The following is a 23,751-nucleotide window of genomic DNA, read 5'->3' as shown; positions in this document are numbered from 1 at the left end:
AGTTAAAGAATCAGCAGAATATTTGATAAATCAATATACCAATCATACTGGATTCCTTCTAAAGGATGACTTCTGATTCCTACGTGCTGAATTCTTAAAACCCATCAGTCAACCTTAAGAGGCTAAACTAATTTTTAAAATATGCAATCTACAACTTTTCTTCATAAAACCTCAACAAATGATTCTTCGCCGGGTTTTAATCAATTCTGGGAGAATGTCAAAGCGCTCACAGGGTCTTACTGGTATCCAACAGAGGCACAAGGAAGAGCATTTTCAGATGTGATTCGTTCATGGGCAATGCTCATTCTCCTAATATTATTAATCGTCGCGCTCGTAGCAGTAACAGCGTTTAATAGCTTTGTTAACCGCTATTTGCTCGATATTATCACTGAAGAAAAGGATTTGACCAAATTTGTTGATACGTTATTGGTTTACGGTGTTGCCCTTTTCTTCGTAACGCTTTTAGTAGGATTTTCTAAATTTGTTAGAAAGCAAATTGCTCTTGATTGGTATCAATGGCTAAATAATTCTATTTTAGAAAAATATTTGAGTAATCGTGCTTATTATAAAATCAACTTTAAATCCGATGTTGATAACCCAGATCAACGGATATCTCAAGAAATCGAACCCCTTACCAGAAATGCTCTCACTTTTTCGGCTACTTTTCTAGAAAAAGTGCTGGAAATGACCACTTTTTTAATAATTCTCTGGTCTCTTTCCCAATGGATTGCAATTGCATTGGTTGGTTATACCATAATAGGCAATTTAATTGCTGTTTACTTGGCTCAAGAATTGAATAAGATTAAGCAAGAAGAACTCGAATTTGAAGCCGATTATACTTATAGCCTAACTCACGTTCGGAATCATGCAGAATCAATAGCTTTTTTTCAGGGAGAAAAACAAGAATTAAATATAATTCAACGAAGATTTAATAATATTATTAAAAGTGCTAGACGCAAGATAAATTGGGAGATAACTCAGGATATTTTTAACAGAGGATATCAGGCTGTTATCCAAATATTTCCATTTATCGTATTCGGACCTTTACAGATTAGAGGTGAAATTGATTTTGGAGAAATTGCCCAAGCCAGTTTAGCTTGTAATCTGTTTGCCACTGCTATGGCAGAATTAATCAGAGAATTTGCAACTTCAGGACGATTTTCCAGTTATGTTGAGCGTTTAGCTGAGTTGTCCGATGCGTTGAAAGCTGTGACGCAACAGCCAGAGAACGTGAGTACCATCAAAACAATAGAAGAAAACCGTCTGGCTTTTGAGAATGTCACCTTACAAACGCCAAACTATGAACAGGTTATCGTCGAAGATTTGTCACTCGTTGTTCAACCAGGCGAAGGTTTATTGATTGTTGGACCGAGTGGACGAGGAAAAAGTTCTCTGTTGAGAGCGATCGCTGGTTTGTGGAATGCGGGAACTGGTCGTCTGGTGCGTCCTCCCCTAGAATCCGTCTTATTTTTGCCTCAACGTCCTTATATAATTCTGGGAACATTGCGCGAACAGTTACTCTATCCTCATACAACTCGTCAAATGAGCGATGCAGAACTCGAAGAAGTTTTGCACCAAGTTAACCTACAAAATTTGCTAAATCGAGTCGAAGGCTTTGATACAGAAGTCCCTTGGGAGAATATTTTATCGCTGGGAGAACAACAACGCTTGGCTTTTGCACGATTATTAATTACTCATCCCAGCTTTACTATTTTAGATGAAGCAACCAGTGCTTTAGATTTGACAAATGAAGGCAATTTATATGAACAATTGCAATCAACTCAAACAACTTTTATCAGTGTTGGACATCGAGAGAGCTTGTTTAATTATCATCAATGGGTTCTGGAACTTTCACAAGATTCCAGTTGGCAACTTCTGACTGTCCAAGATTATCGCCTTCAAAGAGTCAACGAAATTATTACTAATCCCCCCGAAAAGTCTCAAATTACAGAAGTCCAAGCTTCTAATTCTCCCGAAAACCCCCAAATGACAATAGATGTTTCACTAGAAAATCAATCCATAAGTCAATCAGAAATCAGCGCCAGTTCAGGGCTTTCTCATCAGGAAATGCAGAGATTAACAGGCACTTCCATTAATACCATCAGAAGCAAGGCAAGCCTGGGCAAGTCCATCACAACTAAAGATGGCGTAACCTACCGCTATGACAAAGACCGCAAGGTGTTGAAATGGGTGAGAATTTAGCGGCTACTCATACTTTTTACAATCAGTTTTTGTAAAGACCGCGCTTTCTGTACGTATCCAACTTTAAGTGCTTTGTACACTCGTTTTTGTAGGTGGAATAAGTTACGGCGCAATTTCTTCCACGGTAAATTTATCCAAAATTTACTAGGAATTCTACTGTTTAACTGTCTTAACTATCTACTTAATTGTTTTAACTACTATAGGATTCCTCCTTCATATTTTTTAAAGAGACGTAGGGTGGGCAATGCTCATCAAAACCCAGAGATAACCTAGATATCGTGGGCATTGCCCACCCTAAAGATACTGTTTAACTGTCTTAACTATCTACTTAATTGTTTTAACTACTATTGCATTTGCTTGATTAAGGTGAGACAATGTATACTGCAAAACATATTTCGTGAAAAACTACCATCTGCAATCATCCAAGATGGTGTGGACAGACATTCATAATCAGGGTTGAAAGAGAACGACTTTATTTAATTAAGTATTAATTTTGTGTAAAAAATCCAGAATCAGGTAAACGAAGTTCCGGTCAATTTCTAACAATCGAAACAACCCCAAATATTAATCAAGAACACTCGTCAAAAACTATTAATACAAAAACCAACTTCCAATGAGAAAGTCATCCAGATTGTCAAAGAACAAATTTTCAGGAGAATATCGCTGATGCAGTTAAATAGTTATAGCGAGTCTTTAGCTTCAAGTCAGAAAATTTTTCAGATACAGGAAGTAGAAATTGCTATCCGATCAAGTTTGACTGTTGACGATTGTGTAGTCATACAGAGGCAGACGGAAAAGTCAAAACAAGAGTTAGTTGCTTATGTAGTTCCATCAGGTTTATTTGTACCAGAACAATTGTTATCTCACTTGCAAACAATTCTGCCTAGCGAATCGATACCCAAGGCAATTGTGCCAGTTTCCGCCATACCCTTAACAGATACAGGGCGCATAGATGAAGCTACTCTAACTACTTTAGGAGTTATTGACTCTGAGTTGATGCTTCGTCTAGAAAAGCAACTACAGTCATTGTCAGAAATTGAACGTGTTGCGGTAGTTGTCGAACCTCAAGTTAAAAGAATTCCTCCTATACATTTAGAGGATTTACTACCTGAAAATCAAGCGAACGCCTCTTCTGATAGCCAGCAAAAGGTACAAGCAATCACACCCAGTCAAAAGGTAGAAGACAGTAGCTTGTCCTCCTCAAAAAAGCTAGCCATTAGTTATGGGGAACCACTGCAATATCCCCAAGACGCTCCCAAAACTTTAGCACAAGTACTACAACGAGCCGCTGAAAGTTCAACTAAAGGTATCATCTACATTCAGCCTGATGGCACTGAGAAAGTTCAGTCTTATAGCAAGCTATGGCAAGACGCCCAACAGATTTTAGCTGGATTGAGAAAGTTAGGACTCAAGCCTCAAGACAAAGTAATTTTTCAACTTGACGACAATCAAGATTTCATCTGTGCTTTTTGGGGTTGCGTCCTAGGGGGCTTTGTTCCGGTACCAATATCCACAGCCCCAAGCTACGAGCAAGTTAACACTACCACCAGCAAACTACAGAACACTTGGCAGATGCTAGGGAAACCTATTGTTATAACAAGCGCTTCTTTAGCCCCCAAAATTGCTAATTTATCAAGGCTTTTGAATTTAGAAAAATTTCAAGTCGCAACTATTGATAAGTTGCGTGAGTGCGAAGGGGATTTTCACTTACATCAAAGTCAGCCAGAGGATTTGGCGATTTTGCTTTTGACTTCTGGAAGCACGGGTACACCCAAAGCTGTTATGCAGAGTCATGGCAGCTTGATTAGTCGTAGTGCTGGCAGTGCTATGATAAATAATTTTACGCAAGAAGATGTCTCTTTGAATTGGTTTCCCCTAGACCATGTTGGAGGTCTGGTGATGTTCCATGTTCGGGATGTCTATCTACGTTGCCAGCAAATCCATGCTCCTACAAAGTTAGTTTTAGAACAACCTACAAGATGGTTAGATTGGATTTCCCAGTATCGCGCCACGATTACTTGGGCACCTAATTTTGCCTATGGGCTAATCAATGAGCAACTAGAAAACCTAAAAACCAAGGTAACTTCTAAATGGGATTTATCTTCAATGCGATTTATTCTCAATGGAGGTGAAGCCATCGTCGCCAAAACAGCAAGAAGATTTATGCAGTTACTGGAACCATCTCACTTGCCTAGCACGGCAATGCACCCTTCATGGGGAATGTCTGAGACATCTTCAGGAGTTACCTTTTCTGACAGTTTTTTGTTGAACTCAACTACAGATGAACAAAAATTTGTAGAAGTGGGATCGCCTATTCCCGGATTTGCCATACGAATTGTAGATGCCCAAAACCAAGTAGTTGAGTCCGAGACAATTGGGAGGGTTCAGGTAAAAGGTGCTTCCGTCACTTCTGGTTACTATCAGAATCTCCAAGCTAACCAAGAAGCTTTTACCCCCGATGGCTGGTTTAATACGGGAGATTTAGGATTTCTTCGGGAAGGGCGTTTAACGATTACCGGGCGGCAGAAAGATGTAATTATCATTAATGGACTCAATTACTACTGCCACGAAATCGAAGCCGCCGTCGAAGAAGTTGAAGGCGTAGAAGTCTCTTATACAGCTGCGTGTGCAGTGAGAGAACCGAGAATTAATACTGATAAATTAGCTATCTTTTTCAATACTTCTTTTTCTGACGATGGCAGTTTGGTGAATATCCTGAAGGAAATTCGCACTTCTGTAGTCAACAGCCAGCAAGTAAATCCAGATTATCTCATTCCAGTAGATAAGGAAATTATTCCCAAAACAAACATTGGCAAAATCCAGCGTACTCAACTGAGCCAGCGCTTTTTGGCAGGAGAGTTTAAATCAATTATTAAACGGATTGATATATTACTTGGTAACGCCAATACCATTCCCAACTGGTTCTACCGTCAAGTATGGCAGCCCAAATATCCCATTACTTTTAATTCTTCTTTATCTATTATTAATCCCACTCTAGTATTTCTAGATTCTTCGGGACTGGGGGCATATTTATGTCAAATCTTGTCAGAGAAGAACCTGCCATACATAACTGTTTCACCCGGAGAAGATTTCCGAAAAATCAATCGCTCACACTACACAATCACTTCAGGAAAAGCGAAGGACTATCAACTCTTATTTGAATCTCTAGCAGCAGATAACATTATCATTGGGCAGATACTTCACTTATGGACTTATGACCAATATATTGGCGAAGTCAAAAGCCTTGATGCCCTCGAACAAGCACAAGAGCAAGGAATATACAGTTTATTATTCTTAGTTCAAGCTTTAGCCAATGTTCAGGGTTCTGATAATTCTGTTCAATTACTATTTATTTCTTCTCATATCCAGTCTATTTCCTCAACTGACCTAATAGCTTACGAGAAATCAGCAGTGCTGGGGCTGCTGAAAACCATTCCTCAAGAACTGCCAAACTTGAACTGTCGCCACATCGATTTGCCTTACGCTGAAGTTGAAACAAATGGAGCTTATATCTTACAAGAGATGCAAGTTTCGTCAAAAGAACGAGAGGTAGCTTACAGAAATAGGCAGCGTTTCGTTCCTCGTTTAGAAAAAGTTGATTTAACGAGCGAACCTAAATCCCCAGTCACCTTCAAGCAAGGAGGAATTTATTTAATCACTGGAGGACTCGGAGGTATAGGTATCCAGATAGCGCAGTACCTACTGAAACATTACCAAACTCGGCTACTGTTGCTCGGCAGAACTCCAATACCCGATAAAAGTACTTGGAATGCCCATCTAGAGAAGGAAGATGCTGTTGCACAACGCTTGAAAGCATATCAGGAACTAGAACAGCTTGGAGGAGAGGTAATTTACGAAGCTGTTGATATCTGTGACTTGAAGCAGTTGCAAATAATAGTTGAAAAAGCTAAATCCCGATGGGGGAAGAATTTGGATGGCATAATCCATTTAGCCGGAACTTTTCATGAGCAGCTTGTACTTGAAGAAACCCAGGAGAACTTAGCAGCAGTGCTGCGTCCCAAAATGCTGGGTTCTTGGGCGCTGCATCAATTGGTTAAAGGCAATAAGGACAGCATTTTTATCAACTTTTCTTCAGCACACGGTTTTTTTGGCAGCACTGCTGTCGGGGCTTATGCTGCTGCCAATAGTTTTCTTGATAGCTTTTCCCATTATCAAAAATACAACAGTGGATTATCGAGCTATTGTTTGGTTTGGAGTATGTGGGACGAAACAGGCATGAGCCAAGGATATCAGATGAAGAATCTGATCCGAGCCAAAGGTTACTATGTTATGTCTTTGTCCCAAGGAATATCTTCAATGCTTGCAAGTTTACAACATCAGCAAGCACATATATTAATAGGTTTGGACGGGAGCAACCAGAACATTCAACGTTGGCAGCCTCAAGCCTTTAGCTTACAAAAGTTAAGTGCCTATTGTACCACTACTAGCAGTAACAACGATATTGTTAAATTACCAGACTTTCAGCTACAAGACCGCTTTGGAACTTCTTGCACCTGCAATTTAGTACAGCTTAACGAGATGCCCTTCACCCTAAGTGGTGCAATTGATAAAGACAAATTGATTCGGCAGTTTATTCGTCAGCAAACAGATACCCATGTAGCACCCCGGAACCAGGTAGAGCAACAAATTGCTCAAATTTGGCAGCAAGTTTTAGGCACACCGCTTTTTAGCATTCACGACAACTTCTTTGAACTAGGAGGAAATTCCCTCTTGGGGACGCAGGTAATTTCTCGGTTGCGCGATGCTTTCTCTATAGAGTTGTCTTTACACCGTTTATTTACATCTCCTACTGTAGGTGAGTTGGCTCGTAACATTGAGGTACTGCGAATTGCAGCAGAAGATGAAAATACATTTATTACTAACATAGAAGAAGAATACGAAGAAGGATATTTATAAAGTCATAACAGTTGAATTTTGAATAGGAAGAAGGATACATATAAAATGACAGTATTTGAATTTTTATCTTCACTACACAGTTTAGATATAAAAGTTTGGATTGAAGACGACCAGCTACGCTATCGCGCTCCTAAGGGAGTAATGACCGCAACCCTCAAGCAGGAGTTAATGGAGCGGAAAGCAGAAATATTTAGTTGTCTTCAAGAAGCAAGAACTGCGAAAAAAATAGCTTTTGAACCCATATTATCTATTAACCGGGATTGCGATTTACCTTTATCTTTTAGTCAACAAAGGATGTGGTTGCTCAATCAGTTAGATAGCAAAAAGCCATCTTATAATGAAAGTTTCCAATTTCGGATTACTGGTACGCTAAATGTAGCAGCACTAGAGCAAACTCTCAACGAAATTATCCGTCGCCACGAAGCTTTGCGGACTATTTTCCCAACAGTAGATGGATTTGCGGTGCAACAGATTGTCCCTACTTTGACTATAAACATCCCAGTCGTAGACTTACAAGGATTACAAGAAGCTGAAATTCAACAACTAGTTACTAAAGAAGTTCGCCAGCCCTTTGATTTAGGCAAACAGCCCTTATTGCGAGTCAGTCTACTGCGTCAGAAGTCAGAGTTGCATCTGCTGATACTAACCCTACACCACATTATTGTAGATGGCTGGTCAATGGGAATATTCATCAAAGAATTGTCAGCCATTTATCAAGCCTTTTCTACTGGTTCTCCAACTTCATTACCAGAGTTAACCATCCAGTATGCTGACTTTGCTGTTTGGCAGCGAAAATGGTTAACAGAGGAATTGCAACAACAGCAGCTTGACTACTGGAAGCAACAATTAGCAGACGCACCACCGTTATTGGAACTACCAACAGATTATCCTCGCTCCTCGGTTGAGAATTTCTCTGGTGCGGTTCAAAAATGGAAACTCAACTCGGATTTAACTGCACAACTCAAAACCTTGAGCCAACAGTCAGGAACTACTCTGTTTGTAACGCTTCTGGCAGCTTTTGCAGTCTTACTTCATCGTTACAGTGGTCAGGATGATATTTGTATTGGCTCTCCTTTTGCTAACCGCAATCGCACAGAAGTTGAACCCCTCATTGGCTGTTTTATTAACTCCTTAGTGTTGCGTACTCAAATTAAAGACAATCCCAGTTTTAAGGAGTTGCTCGCCCAGGTGTCTTCTGTTGTTTTAGATGCCCAGGCACACCAGAATGTTCCATTTGAACGAGTGGTAGAAGCATTACAACCGGAACGTTCACTCGGCTACAATCCTTTGTTTCAAGTAATGTTTGTCTTGGAGAATTTCTCGCTTGATACTTTAGAGATATCTGGTATTAGTCTGACTCCAGAGATGGTAGACCGGGGTACGGCTCAGTTCGATTTGAGCCTCTCGATTTGGGAGACACAAAAAGGATTAATTGGGTCGTGGGAATATAACAGCGATCTGTTTGAGGCGGATACAATTGCTAGGATGACTCTTCATTTCCAAACTTTGTTAGAAACAATAGTCAGCGATCCCAATCACAGAGTTGGGGAATTACCTTTGCTAACCTCACAAGAACGGCATCAGTTATTAGTGGAGTGGAATGATACTCAGGCGGATTATCCACTAGATAGGTGTATCCATCAATTGTTTGAGGAGCAGGTTCAGGGGACACCTAATGCTGTGGCAGTTGTGTTTGAAAATCAACAACTCACCTATGACCAGTTGAACTGTCGTGCCAATCAATTGGCACACTACTTGCGGTCTTTGGGTGTGGGAGCAGATGTACTGGTCGGGTTGTGTGTAGAGCGATCGCTCTCAATGATTGTGGGACTTCTTGGCATTTTGAAGGCGGGTGGGGCTTATGTACCACTTGACCCTGAGTATCCAGCTGAGCGTTTGAGTTTCATGCTCCTTGATGCGGCTGTGTCAGTGCTGCTGACCCAACACCATCTAGTTGAGAAATTACCTGAGCAAAAAGGACCGCTTGTTTGCTTGGATACTGACGCTCAACTGATTTCCCAGTTGAGTCAGGACAATCCCATCGCAGATGTGCAAGCGAATAACTTAGCTTATGTAATTTACACTTCTGGATCTACTGGCAAGCCGAAAGGAGTGATGATTGAACATCGGTCTTTGGTGAATTTTACTACGGCAACAAAGGTTGCGTATGGACTTAACAGTAGCGATCGCATCTTACAATTTTCATCTATCAGCTTTGATTGGGCTGTTGACGAAATTTATAATTCTTTAACTTGTGGTGGAACACTGGTGCTGCGTACCAATGAAATGTTGAATTCTGCCTCCACCTTTGTGCAAAAGTGTCGGGAGTGGAACTTGACGGTATTGCAGCTCCCAACAGCTTACTGGCACCAGTTGACATCTGAACTAGCGATAACACATGAGATCTTACCCACATCAGTGCGACTGCTGATTACTGGGGGAGAACAAGTGCAGTCCGAAAAATTAAAGCTATGGCGAAAGTGTGTAAACGATAGATTGCAAAGCCTCAATTTAGGAAAACCTCCGCTGTTAATCAACGGATATGGCCCTACTGAAGCAACTGTAGAAGCAACGTTATGCAAATTGCTAGATTCAGCCACAACAGAAATTGATCGGCAAAAGATATCAATTGGACGACCGATTCATAATACTCAAATATACATACTAGACCAATACCTACAACCCGTGCCCATTGGCGTATCAGGAGAGTTACACATTGGAGGTGTCTCTTTGGCACGAGGCTACCTAAACCGAAGAGAATTAACACAAGAAAAATTCATCCCCAACCCCTTTAGCACTGACGGGCATTCTCGTCTCTACAAAACTGGAGATAAGGCACGCTATTTGCCAGATGGCAACATAGAATACCTGGGACGCATTGATAACCAAGTAAAAATCCGCGGCTTCCGCATTGAGTTGGGAGAAATAGAAACAGTTCTGAGCCAACATCCCAATGTCCAGGCATCTTGTGTGATTGTCCGTGAAGACATCAGGAGTGAGAAACATTTAGTCGCCTACGTGGTGCCACATCAACAGCATACAGACATTAACAGTGAACTGCGGAATTTCCTCTCCAGTCAACTGCCACTTTACATGGTGCCAACGGCTTTTGTAATTCTAGAAACTTTACCACTAACTCCCAACGGCAAGGTAGACTACCGTTCCCTGCCAGCACCAGATTTAGATCTGCAAATGTCAGACAAATTTGTTGCCCCGCGCACATCAATTGAAAAAACGGTGGCACAAATTTGGGCTGAGGTGCTGAGAGTAGAGCAAGTGGGTATTAATGATAATTTCTTTGAACTAGGCGGACATTCCCTGCTAGCTACACAAGTAATTTCTCGCTTGCAGGAAGCTTTTCAAACTTCGTTGCCACTGCGCTATCTATTTAAATCACCTACAGTTGCCCAGCTAAGTGATGCGATCTTAACTGAGATGCAAACTGGTTCAGTTCTAACAGTGCCCGCGATTGTGCCCTTCCCCAGAGACAAGGACATACCCCTGTCATGGGCGCAGGAGCGCCTGTGGTTTCTCCATCACTTGGAAGGCGAAAGTGGTGCTTACACAATGTCTTGTACCGCGCGTCTGGTGGGAAATCTGAATGTCAAAGCTTTGGAAGGGGCGCTCCAAGAAATGGTGCGGCGGCATGAGGTTCTGCGTACTCGCTTTGAGGTTAAGGATAACAAACCAGTACAGGTCATAGCCCCTGAGATTACCATCACATTACCAGTAGTAGATCTACAGAATCTGCCAGACCCAAGGAAACAAGTGGAGCAAGAGGCAATCAAAGAAGCCCGCAAACCATTCGATCTGGCGAATGGTCTTGTACTGCGAGTCAAGATGTGGCAAGTTGCTCAAGACGAGTACATAGTGCTGTTGGCGATTCATCATATTGCTGCTGATGGCTGGTCAATGGGTGTCTTGATCCGCGAACTGTCTGACCATTATCGAGCTATTTCCACCAGTAGTTCTGTCACTTTACCAGAGTTAGCTGTGCAGTATGCCGACTTCGCCTTGTGGCAGCGTCAGTGGCTGACAAATCAGGTACTAGAGCGTCAGTTAAGCTATTGGAAGCAACAGTTAACTGGAGCACCACCTCTATTAGAACTACCCACAGACCGCCCTCGCCCAGCTGTACAGACTTTTCGAGGAAGTGTACAGCGCTTTCAAGTAGATGCCTTGCTGACTTCTCAACTTAGACAGATCAGCCAAGAGTCAGAAGCCACTCTGTTTATGACGTTGTTGGCAGGTTTTGTCGTCTTACTTTCTCGCTACAGTGGACAAACGGATCTTGTTGTTGGCTCTCCTATTGCCAATCGCAACCGTCAGGAAACAGAATCATTGATTGGATTCTTTGTCAACACTTTAGCACTGAGGTTCGATCTGTCCCAAGAACAGTCCTTTCAAGCCTTACTGGCGCAAGTGCGACAAGTCACCCTCAATGCCTATGAACACCAGGATTTGCCCTTCGAGATATTAGTGGAAGAGTTGCAACCAGAGCGAAAATTGAATCGTAACCCACTGGTGCAGGTGGTGTTTGCTCTCCAGAATGCTCCTACCTCTTCTTGGGATTTGCCTGGTTTAAGCGTCGAGGAGATACCTTGGCATCTGGACACGGTTCGGGTTGACCTGGAATTACACTTTTGGGAAACACCAGAAGGTCTTGAGGGCTTTTGCTGTTACAGCACTGATTTATTTGATGCGGCGACGATCGCCCGCATGATGAACCATTACCAAAATTTGTTAGGGGCAATAGTGGCAAATCCACAACAGCCAGTAGCGTTACTGCCCTTGCTCACCCAGCAGGAACGCCATCAACTCTTAGTGGAGTGGAACTCGACTCAGGTGGATTATCCTTGGGATAAGTGTATTCATCAGTTGTTTGAGGAGCAAGTAGCGCGTACTCCAGATGCGGTGGCGGTGGTATTTGGCAATCAACACCTGACTTACCAGCAACTGAATTGTCGTGCTAACCAGTTGGCGCATTACTTGCGGTCTTTGGGTGTGGGAGCAGATGTGCTGGTTGGCATTTGCGTTGAGCGTTCCTTAGAGATGGTTGTGGGACTACTTGGGATTCTGAAAGCGGGTGGTGCTTACGTACCTTTTGACCCAAATTATCCTCAAGAACGACTGAGCTTCATGCTTCAAGACACTGCTGTTTCGGTACTGTTAACGCAACAGCAACTAGTCGAGAAGCTACCTGAGCATGGGGCACAGCTTGTCTGCTTAGACGCTGACTGGGAGGGGATCTCCCAATCAAGTCTGGAAAATTGTATCACTGGTGTGCAAGCTAAGAACTTGGCTTACGTGATTTATACCTCCGGCTCTACAGGTCTGCCTAAGGGAGTACTGGTTGACCATCAAGGGCTGCTAAATCTGGTTTTCTGGCATCAATGTGCCTTTGAAATCACTCCATTAGACAAAGCCACTCAGCTAGCAGGAACAGCATTTGATGCTGCGGTATGGGAATTGTGGCCTTACCTCACAGCTGGAGCAAGTATTTACTTAGCCAAATCTGAAACCCTTCACTCACCAATAGATTTGCGAAACTGGCTAATCTCAAAAAAAATCACGATCAGTTTTCTACCAACACCGCTTGCAGAGAAATTATTATCTCTAGAATGGAATGAAAATCTAACTTTGCGAGCAATGCTGGTTGGTGGGGATAAGCTTCATCATTATCCCTCAGCTTTAGTCCCTTTTCAGGTTGTGAATAATTATGGTCCAACTGAGAATACTGTTGTCACAACTTCTGGACTGGTAGCCTCCAATGGACAAGACAAGATCTCATCACCACCCATTGGTCGTCCTATTGCCAACACACAAACTTACATCTTAGACTCGCACTTACAACCAGTACCGATTGGCGTACCAGGAGAATTGCACATCGGTGGTGCGGGGTTAGCAAGAGGCTACCTCAACCGTCCAGAATTGACAACTGAGAAATTCATTCCCCATCCCTTTAGCGATGAGCCAGATTCCCGACTTTACAAAACTGGGGACTTGGCACGTTATTTACCGGATGGCAACATTGAATACCTGGGACGCATCGATAATCAAGTTAAGGTGCGCGGCTTCCGTATCGAGTTAGGCGAAATTGAAGCAGTTTTGAGCCAACATCCGTGGGTACAGGAAGGTGTCGTCGTCGCCAGAGTTGACACTACTGGTGATAAACAGCTGGTGGCTTACTTAGTGCCAGATCTCAAAAACAAAGTATTACCCCAGCAGCTGGCTCAATGGCAGAGTGAGTACGTGAGTGACTGGCAAATACTCTATGAGCAAGCATACGGGCAAGCTCAAGCATCCCCAGATGATCTCACGTTCAATATTACTGGTTGGAACAGTAGTTATACCAAGCAACTGATCCCAAGTGGGGAAATGCAGGAGTGGGTTGAGAATACAGTCAGCCGAATCCTGTCCCTGTCACCGCAGCGAGTATTAGAAATTTGTGGCACAGGGTTACTGCTATTCCGCGTTGCCAAGCACTGTCAACAATATTGGGGAACCTATTATTCCAGCGCTGCCATACATGACGTTGAGCAGGTATGCAACACGGTTAAGGGTCTAGAACATGTGCGACTGCTGCACCAAATGGCAGATAACTTTGCAGGTATCCCCAAAGGAGAATTTGATACTGTAATTGTCAACTCAGTAATACAATACTTCCCCAGCGTTGAGTATTTGTTGCAGGTTCTCGAAGGAGCAATGGGGGCAATTGGCGCGTCTGGTACAATCTTCGTGGGGGATGTCCGCAGCTTGCCTCTGTTGGAGCCATTCCATGCCGCCGTGCAGTTGTCCCAAGCTTCTGAAGAAAGAAGTATTGAGCAATGGCAGCGAATGGTACACTCTAGTATGGCTGCTGAAGAAGAATTGGTGATTGATCCTGGTTTCTTCATCGCCCTCCAAACACGTTTTCCTCAGATTACTTGGGTGGAGATTCACCCCAAACGCGGTTACTCTCAAAATGAGTTAACCCAATTCCGTTATGATGTCATCCTGCATGTGGGTACGAATGTCGAAAAAACGGTAGTTCCTTGGTTAAACTGGCAACTAGACGGGTTGTCGTTGACACAAATTGAAAATCAACTGCACCAGCAACAGCCAGAATTGTTAGGAATCAGGGGTGTGCGTAATCAACGGGTGCAGCAAGCACTACAGATTTGGCAATGGCTGGAACATCCCCCTGGTGTCGAAACAGTGGGGCAACTGCGGCAGTTGCTAGCACAACAGCCAAATGTTGGCATCAATCCCGAAGAGTTTTGGGAACTGGGGCAGCATCTCGGCTATACTGTTCACGTGAGTTGGTGGGAGAGTAGTCAAGATGGTTCTTATGATGTGGTGTTGTGCCGCAACAGTTCAACGCCAGGACATCAAGCGATGCCTGGGTTGGGCAACTTTTGGAGAGGCTACGCCAACGCCTACGCTTTTTGGGATATTTCAACAGTCACTATCAAACCCTGGACTGACTACACTAACAATCCCCTACACGGCAAGTTAGTCCAGAAGTTAGTACCGCAGGTACGCTCCTTTATCCAACAAAAGCTACCCGATTACATGGTGCCCCAAGCTTTTGTCGTCCTCAATGCCCTGCCTCTGACACCTAATGGCAAAGTGGATCGTCGTGCCCTACCAACACCGGATACAGCTACTAGAAATCTTTCAACGGGCTTTGTTCTAGCGCGAACGCCCATTGAAGCTCAATTACTTCAAATCTGGAGCGAAGTCTTGGGAGTTGAACGCATTGGCGTTAAGGATAATTTCTTTGAACTAGGGGGACATTCCCTGCTAGTTACCCAAGTGATGTCACGCGTCAACTTAGCTTTTGGACTTGACTTACCCATACAGACGATGTTTGAGTCTCCCACAGTAGCTGGTTTAGCAGCCTACCTCCAAGTCATGGATTGGGCAACACAAGATTTACCAGTAAAAGAAGTCAGTGGCGAAATAGTGGAGTTTTGAGCATGACTAACAGCACCGTTGAATTCCTTTCTCACCTGAGTAGCTTGAATATTAATCTAGAAAACGATGGCGATCGCCTGCGTTGCCACGCGCCTGAAGGAGTGTTAACTCCAAAGCTGCGACAGGAAATCGCCGGGCGCAAAACAGAAATTATTCAACTATTGCAAAAAGCAAAGCAGCTGAAAGCTTCTCATCAGTTGCCTATTCAAAGAGTGCCACGGGACGGTGAGCTACCACTGTCTTTTGCTCAACAGCGACTCTGGTTTTTGCACCAGTTGTCACCCGACAGTTCTTTTAACAATATGCTACTGGTTCTGCGGCTAAGCGGGTCGCTGAATCTCCCTGCATTGGAACAGAGTCTCAATGAATTGATTCGCCGTCACGAGGTCTTAAGAACCAGTTTCCCCACAGTTAACGGAAAACCAGTCCAGATTATTGCCCCTCCCCCTACCCTAACTTTGCCAGTTATAGACTGGCAGGGGTTCTCAGCCCAAGAGCAAACTGCTCAGATTGAAGAAATAGCAAAGTCCCTTACATCCCAACCCTTCGATCTGGCTGTTGGACCTTTATTACAATTCACCCTACTGCAACTTGGCGAGCAAGAGTATATCTTCCTGTTGAAGATGCATCACATTATCTATGATGGCTGGTCTTTGAACATCTTCAACCGTGAGTTATCTCAACTGTATGAAGCTTACACTCAAGGATTGTCCTACCCTCTAGCAGAATTACCCATCCAGTACGCTGACTTTGCCCTTTGGCAGAGACGATGGTTGCAAGGTGATGTACTGCAAAACCAACTGTCTTACTGGCAAAAACAATTGGCAGACGCACCAGGTTTATTGTCGCTACCTACTGACCGACCCAGACCTACTGTGCAAACTTACCACGGCGCACATCAAGAGTTTGCACTTTCAAAAGAGCTCACTGTTGCACTCAAACAATTGAGTCAAAAAGAAAGTGCCACCTTATTTATGACCATGTTAGCAGCATTCCAAATATTGCTATGGCGCTATAGTGGGCAGGATGATATTTGCATAGGTACGCCGATCGCCAACCGCAACCGTGCAGAAATTGAAGGACTGATTGGCTTTTTTGTCAATACCCTTGTGTTGCGTACTTACTTGGGAGAGAATCCCAGTTTTAGGCAGCTACTATCACAGGTGCGGGAAGTGGCTCTAGGAGCATATGCACATCAAGATTTGCCGTTTGAACTGTTGGTGGAAGCATTACAACTACAACGGGATCTCAGCCATAACCCAATCTTCCAAGTGTGGTTTAATGTACTTAACTTGGGAGATAATCAACTGGAACTGTCTGGACTGTCTGTAGAATTTATATCGATACCAGAAGAAGCTTCCAAGTTTGACTTAAGCTTATATGTTAAAGAACAAAAACAAGGAATAAAACTGGAATTAGTCTACAATAGCGATTTGTTTAATAGTGATACGATTGCTAAGATGCTTTTGCATTACCAAACCTTGCTAGAAAGCATCGTCGCTGAGCCAGAAGAGAAAATTTCTACCTTACCCTTATTAACAGAAACAGAATGTTACTATTTGAAAAGCTGTGGTAACTTTGTTTATCCATCCAACCCTTTCATTACCTTCGACAAACAAGATATTGAACAATCAATTCCAGCGAGGTTTCAGGAGCAAGTTAGGAAATATCCCGATAATATCGCTGTCCATACCAATAATTACCATTGGACGTATAGTGACTTGAACTACCATGCCAATCAAGTTGCACAGGCAATCCTGAAACAATGCACATTAAAAGAAGAAAGAATCGCTTTATTGTTTGAACATGATGCACCAATGGTTGCTGGGATTTTGGGAGTTTTGCAGGTTGGGAAAACCTATGTTCCTGTAGACCCAAATTATCCCAGTGACAGAGTTGTTTACATTCTAGAAGATTCAAAGGCTAGTGCTGTTCTCACTAACAACAAGAACTTAGCCCGTGCCCAAGAATTAACTAAAGGTATTGTCCCGCTCATTAATATAGATGACATCAGTTTGACTGACTCTTCTAATGAAGTCAAGCTGGAAATATCACCGGATACTATTGCCTACATTCTCTATACATCAGGTTCCACAGGACAGCCTAAAGGGGTTATTCAAAACCATCGCAATGTTCTGCATTTCATTAGAAATTACACTAATAATCTTCACATTGATGAACGGGACAGGTTGACGCTGTTATCATCTTATAGCTTTGATGCTGCAATTGTGGATATATTTTCTGCTATCTTAAATGGTGCAAGTTTATACCCAATCAATATCAAAGAAGAAGGTTTCAAATATCTATTTGAAGTTTTACAACAGCATCATATTACTATCTATCACTCAACACCAACTTTGTATCGGCACTTTATTAGGACTCTGGTTCAAGATGAGAAGCTCAATCAAATTCGCCTAGTTGTTTTAGGCGGAGAAGAAGTTGTTAAAACAGATGTTGATTCATATAAAGAACATTTTTCTGAAAAATGTATCTTTGTCAATTGCATCGGTTCGACAGAATCTAGTATTACTATGCTGTATTTGCTCAATCAGCAAACAGAAATCACTAGAAATACCGTACCAGTTGGTTATCCAGTTGAGGAAACTGAAATTTTCTTAGTTAATGAAGCTGGTGAAAAAACTGAAATCTACGGTGAAATTGCGATTAGAAGTGCCTACGTTGCCCTGGGTTATTGGCAGAAACCCAACCTGACACAAGTTGCCTTTCTCCCCGATCCAGAATTTAGTTCGAGGCGAATTTATCGCACAGGAGACTTAGGTCGTTTGAGACCAGATGGTAGCCTAGAATTTTTAGGACGAAAAGATTTTCAAGTCAAAATTCGGGGTTTCCGTATTGAGTTAGGAGAGATTGAAGCAGCGATCGCTCAACATCCCAGTGTACGCGAAACTGTGGTTATAGCCACCGAAGATGTATCAGGCGACAAACACTTAGTAGCCTATATTGTTGCCATACAAACACTTACAACTAACGAGATACGCCATATACTCAAACAGAAACTGCCCGAGTATATGGTACCTTCAAGTATTGTATTCTTAGATAGTTTGCCACTAACTCCTAACGGCAAGGTAAACCGCCGTGCTTTGCCGGCACCTTCTATTAGCACCAGGTCAGACAGATTTGTCGCACCCCGTAACCAATTAGAACTGCAACTAGTGCAAATCTGGTCAAAGATTCTCAAGGTTAACCAGGTAGGGGTACAAGATAACTTTTTTGACCTTGGTGGTCATTCGCTTTTAGTTCCCTACTTAATAGCTCAGATTAAGGAGCAGTTTGGTAAAGATCTCCCTTTAATAACCCTCTTCCAAAATCCAACTATTGAACAGTTAGCGTCTATTGTGCAAAAGGATTCTGTACAAAATGATTCGGATTCTTCTAGTGGGTCTCCTTTGGTAGCAATACAGGCAAACGGTTCCAAGCAACCTTTCTTTTGCGTTCCAGGAGCTGGTGTCTATCCTTTTTACTTATATAACTTAGCCACCTATTTAGACCAAGACCAACCGTTTTACAGTTTTCAAGCAGATGGTCTGGATGGAAAGTTAGAGCCAATTACCGGAATTGAGAATATAGCCGCCCGCTACATTCAAGCATTACAGACTGTTCAATCCCAAGGTCCATATTTTTTAGGAGGACATTCTTTTGGTGGTAAAGTAGCTTTTGAAATAGCCCAGCAGTTGCTTCGTCAGGGGGATAAGGTTGCTCTAGTCGCTATTTTTGATACTCCAGCACCATTTTATAAGCAAAAGCAAATGGGTGCTGATTGGGATAATGCTAGATGGCTAACTGAGTTTGCCAAAGTGATGGAATTTGAGTTCGCCAAAAACTTAGGGATTTCTGACGATACTCTCAAAAACTTGCTACCAGACGAACAACTAAACTATGTTCTAGAGCGTTTGAAAATGGTCAACATTTTGCCTTCTGATGCTCAGACCACAGAGCTTAATAATTTGCTGCAAGTTCTAAAGGCTAACGCTTTAGTTAATTATGTACCACAACAGGTTTACCCAACTCAAATTACTCTTTTTCGTGCCAACGAAGTTTCTAGTGAAGAACTTGCTAGTAAATTTCCTTCTGAGATATTAGAGGATTTGACCTGGGGCTGGAACAAGTTTTCTGTCGAACCAGTGAATGTCCATTTTGTACCAGGCGACCATATGACAATGATGGCTCAACCTCATGTTCAAGTTTTAGCAGAACAGTTGAAAGCTTGTATCGAAAAGGCACGGGCAACTATGATTTACTAGAGCTAGCAAAATATACTAACCAACTCCTACCAGTTTGAGATTGGCTCAAACATAGGTTTGCCTTCAACAGTCAAAACTACACAACATTTCTGGTGCAAAAAATGGTCATAAATTTTCAAGAATTCACAACATCTCTGGACACAACTTCTGACAGCGAACTGTGTGTAGTCAACAGCTACAATGAATGGGACACTCTGCAAGAAGTCATTGTCGGTCGTGTTGAAGGTGCTGCCATACCTCAATTTGAAGCAAATATTAAGGTCGATGCCCCACCGAAATACTGGAATTTTTTTCAACAGTATGGGGGTCAACCTTTTCCCCAGGAGCTTGTTGAAGCAGCATCAAAGGAGCTTGAGCAGTTCTGCAATATTTTAGAAGCCGAAGGTGTAACGGTACGGCGACCTGACACAGTTGACTTCTCTAACATTTATAAAACTCCAGATTTTGAAGCTTCTGGACTGTACGCTGCCATGCCTCGCGATATTTTGATTGTAGTTGGCAATGAAATTATTGAAGCACCAATGGCGTGGCGATCGCGTTTTTTTGAATATCGTGCCTATCGTTCCTTGATGAAAGAATATCTGCAACGGGGAGCTAAGTGGACAACAGCCCCGAAGCCTCTAATGTCAGACGAACTCTATGATTTTGACTTTGCTGCCAAATCGCCTCAAGAGCAGGAAGCACTAGTTGAACAAGGACGCTATGTCACAACAGAGTTTGAACCTTGTTTCGATGCCGCTGATATTGTACGCTGTGGACGGGATCTTTTTGTTCAACGCAGCCACGTGACTAATCGAATTGGAATTACCTGGCTCAGGCAGCACCTGGGAGATATGTATCGGGTTCACGAGATCAAGTTCCAGGATCTAAATCCAATGCATATTGATGCGTCATTAGTGCCGCTCAAGCCGGGACTAGCTTTGATTAACCCTGCTCGTCCTCCTGTAAAAACAGATTTATTTGAGAAAGCAGGTTGGGATTTAGTGGAGGCGGCATTACCTACAACTCCTGACTATTGGAAGTTACCGATTGCAAGTAAGTGGATCAGTATGAATCTTCTGAGTTTAGACACAGAACGCGTGATTGTAGAACGCCAGGAAGAACCCACGCAGAGACTTTTACAAGATTTAGGCTTTAAAGTTATTCCTGTTGATTTTCGCAACTTTTACACTTTTGGCGGGTCTTTTCACTGTGCAACTTGTGATGTCCGTCGCGATGGACAACTTGAAGAGTATGGATTTTCTCATCCTCTAGATGTGGACGAACACTAAAGCAGTTTATACCTATGTGAGTTTGCACGCTGAACATTGAAATTTGATATCCTTTGTGAAGTGAGTGCAAATATAGTTCCAGGTTCCGAGCGCTGAGTGGGGTTTCTCACTCAGATTTATTACTCATTAAACAATATTAAAATCTGATTATCCAGTTAAGAAGTCAGAATTTATGATGAATATACACTTACTTAAAAATTTCATGGAAACTCAATCTGTTGCTCAAATACCTTATATTTCTTATCAAAATCTTTGTAAATCCAGCAAAGTGATGAAAGGAATCTTCAAGGTATTTTTTCCGACTTATAATCTTTCCTTTGATGACTTTTTTAATTACTATCCACTTTTAGGTTTTATTGAAGCTCTTGTCTATCAAACTGATGTAGAGGTGGAAGCAGCTCAAGCAAACAGATCATCAATGAGTCCATTTTCTTTATGGAACCGAAAAAAGGAACTTATCCAATCTCTCTTAAAAGAACTCAATCTAGAACACCCCACAATCGAAGATGCTCTAGAAAAAATGGGAGAGTTTTTTGACTTAGAAAGCCAAGTAATGGCTGCTGATACAATAACTCACGCAGACATCACCCGCCTTTCTGAATTACGCTCTGGCGATATTCGGGTTCTACATCATACTTTAATTCAGATGTTGGGAAAACCTCATAGACCAGAAGTATTTGAACTTTTTTTACCGCTTGAAGTTATAAGTGAATTTGCCGATGATATTATCAGCTATAAAAAAGACGTAGCATCTGGGCACTACAATACTTACTGGATGTTTGAAAGATTGTATGGAGAAGAAGCACCATATTACTTGAAAGCAGAAATAGACCGCTACCTAAATCTATATGAAGAGAAGTTAAAATTATTTTCAAAAAATGAATACAGTATTAATTTGGAAGAATTTTCAAAGGCGTTCAATAATATGTTAAATAAGTTTTCTTTTTTATCCAATGCCAATCTTATTTGTACCACTGCTTTAAAGGGATTTCAAATATAATGAAAGTAAAGCTTTATCCTAAAGATTAAACCATAATACAGTCAAAAGCTTCTTCAAACGCTTGGTTTACTTTTAAGTAAATTAAGTTAGTTTCTTAAAACTGTGTACAAAAGCTGTTTTGAGTTTCGAGTGCTAACTGTAATTCGTTTTTTAGTACTTATTACTCATTGCTCAACAATAAAAAGTACTGAGTTTGTTACCAAAAATTTCATTTTTTTTCTAAAATATGCCAACCCAAGTTATTCAAGCTCAACCCATAACAAATGCTTTTTCAGGTTTTGCTCAATTTTGGGAGAATGTAAAAGCGATCGTCGGCCCTTACTGGTATCCAACAAAGCCAGGAGAAAGAGCATTTTCAGACGTGATTCGCGCATGGGGGATGCTCATTCTGTTGGTCTTATTAATAATCGCACTTGTAGGTACAACTGTTTTTAATAGCTTCGTTAATCGTTACTTGACTGATATCGTTGTTCAAGAAAAAGATTTAAATAAGTTTATTAAACTGTTAATTATTTACGGCGTTGGTCTGCTCTTAGCAACGCTTTTGGTAGGATTTTCTAAATTTATTAGAAAACAAATTGCTCTCGATTGGTATCAATGGCTAAATAATCAAATTCTCTCAAAATATTTAAGTAATCGAGCCTATTATAAAATCAATTTTAACTCGGATGTTGATAATCCAGATCAACGTTTGTCTCAAGAAATTGAACCGCTTGCCAGCAATGCTCTCAGTTTTTCAGCTACTTACCTAGAAAAACTGCTGGAAATGACAGCTTTTTTAATAATTCTTTGGTCAATTTCTCAACAAGTGGCAGTGATTTTAATCATTTATACTGTTATAGGTAATTTAATTGCTGTTTACTTAAGTCAAGAATTGATTAAGATTAATCAAGAAGAACTCGAATCAAAAGCCGATTATAATTATTGTCTAACTCATATTCGCAATCACGCTGAGTCTATAGCTTTTTTTCAAGGAGAAAAGCAAGAATCAAATATCATTAAGCGCAAATTTAGCCATTTAGTAAAAGATGCTCAACGTAAGATAAATTGGGAGAGAAATCAAGACCTTTTTAAGAGAGGATATCAGGCTGCTATCCAAATATTTCCATTTATAGTACTTGGGCCGTTAGAGATAAGAGGCGAAATGGAATTTGGAGAAGTTACTCAAGCAGCTATAGCTTGCAACCTATTTGCTAATGCTTTAGCAGAATTAATTAATGAATTTGGGACTTCAGGACGGTTTTCCAGTTACGCTGAACGTTTAGCTGAGTTGTCGGGTGCGTTGTCAGCTGTTACGAAACAGCCAGAGAACGTGAGTACCATCAAAATAATAGAAGAAAACCATCTTGCTTTTGAGGATGTCACTTTACAAACGCCCAACTATGAGCAGACGATCGTTGAAAACTTATCACTGTCGGTTCAAGCGGGAGAAGGTTTATTGATTGTTGGACCGAGTGGACGAGGAAAAAGTTCTCTGTTGAGAGCGATCGCTGGTTTGTGGAATGCGGGAACTGGTCGTCTGGTGCGTCCTCCCCTAGAGTCCGTCTTATTTTTGCCCCAACGTCCTTATATAATTTTGGGAACATTGCGCGAACAGTTACTCTATCCTCATACAACTCGTCAAATGAGCGATGCAGAACTCGAAGAAGTTTTGCAACAAGTTAACCTACAAAACTTGCTTACCCGCGTGGATGGCTTTGATACAGAAGTCCCTTGGGAGAATATATTATCGCTAGGAGAACAACAACGCTTGGCTTTTGCACGATTGTTGATTACTCATCCCAGCTTTACTATTTTAGATGAAGCAACCAGTGCTTTAGATTTGACAAATGAAGGCAATTTATATGAACAATTGCAATCAACTCAAACAACTTTTATCAGTGTTGGACATCGAGAAAGTTTGTTTAATTATCATCAATGGGTTCTGGAACTATCACAAGATTCCGCTTGGCAACTTCTGACTGTGGAGGATTATCGCCTTCAAAAAGTAGAAGAAATTACGACTAATCCTTCCGAAAACTCTCAAATTACAGAAGTCCAAGCCACTAATCCTCCGCAAACCCCCCAAATTACAGAAGTCCAAGTCACTAATCCTCCGCAAACCCCCCAAATTACAGAAGTCCAAGCCACTAATCCTCCG

General features: G+C 41.8%; 7 protein-coding genes and 1 pseudogene. 7 read left to right on the top strand and 1 reads right to left on the bottom strand.

What is annotated here, in order from left to right; genetic code table 11:
- Positions 1-141 precede the first annotated feature (141 nt).
- Positions 142-2,202: an ABC transporter ATP-binding protein/permease gene (locus tag AACT52_RS31230; RefSeq protein WP_073634528.1), complete on the top strand. Its 2,061-nt coding sequence runs from the start codon at positions 142-144 to the stop codon at positions 2,200-2,202.
- Here AACT52_RS31230 and AACT52_RS31225 read toward each other — a convergent pair.
- A pseudogene (locus AACT52_RS31225) lies at positions 2,202-2,354 on the bottom strand (reverse transcriptase N-terminal domain-containing protein); the annotation flags it as partial. The gene AACT52_RS31230 and the pseudogene AACT52_RS31225 overlap by 1 nt on opposite strands.
- Before the next feature lie 514 nt (positions 2,355-2,868).
- Between AACT52_RS31225 and AACT52_RS31220 the strand changes: the two are divergent.
- From AACT52_RS31220 to AACT52_RS31195, 6 genes are all read left to right on the top strand, one after another.
- Complete coding sequence (locus AACT52_RS31220) at positions 2,869-7,119, top strand: SDR family NAD(P)-dependent oxidoreductase (protein WP_073634527.1); 4,251 nt, start codon at positions 2,869-2,871, stop codon at positions 7,117-7,119.
- A gap of 45 nt (positions 7,120-7,164) precedes the next feature.
- Positions 7,165-15,078: a non-ribosomal peptide synthetase gene (locus AACT52_RS31215; RefSeq protein ID WP_073634526.1), complete on the top strand. Its 7,914-nt coding sequence runs from the start codon at positions 7,165-7,167 to the stop codon at positions 15,076-15,078.
- Positions 15,079-15,080: 2 nt separating this feature from the next.
- Complete coding sequence (locus AACT52_RS31210) at positions 15,081-19,340, top strand: non-ribosomal peptide synthetase (protein ID WP_073634525.1); 4,260 nt, start codon at positions 15,081-15,083, stop codon at positions 19,338-19,340.
- Between the two features lie 101 nt (positions 19,341-19,441).
- Positions 19,442-20,611, top strand: coding sequence for a hypothetical protein (locus tag AACT52_RS31205; RefSeq protein WP_083630630.1), 1,170 nt, complete (start codon positions 19,442-19,444; stop codon positions 20,609-20,611).
- Between the two features lie 202 nt (positions 20,612-20,813).
- Entirely contained in the window at positions 20,814-21,611 is a 798-nt protein-coding gene (locus AACT52_RS31200) for a hypothetical protein (protein ID WP_198941022.1), read from the top strand.
- Positions 21,612-21,837: 226 nt separating this feature from the next.
- The coding region (locus tag AACT52_RS31195) for an ABC transporter ATP-binding protein/permease (RefSeq protein ID WP_143172921.1) at positions 21,838-23,751 on the top strand (1,914 nt) is incomplete at its 3' end.

It is taken from the genome of Scytonema sp. HK-05 (assembly GCF_963872035.1).
Taxonomy (GTDB): Bacteria; Cyanobacteriota; Cyanobacteriia; order Cyanobacteriales; family Nostocaceae; genus Kalymmatonema.
Note: the sequence above shows the minus strand (reverse complement) of the source record. Positions and strands in the feature narration are given on the sequence as shown.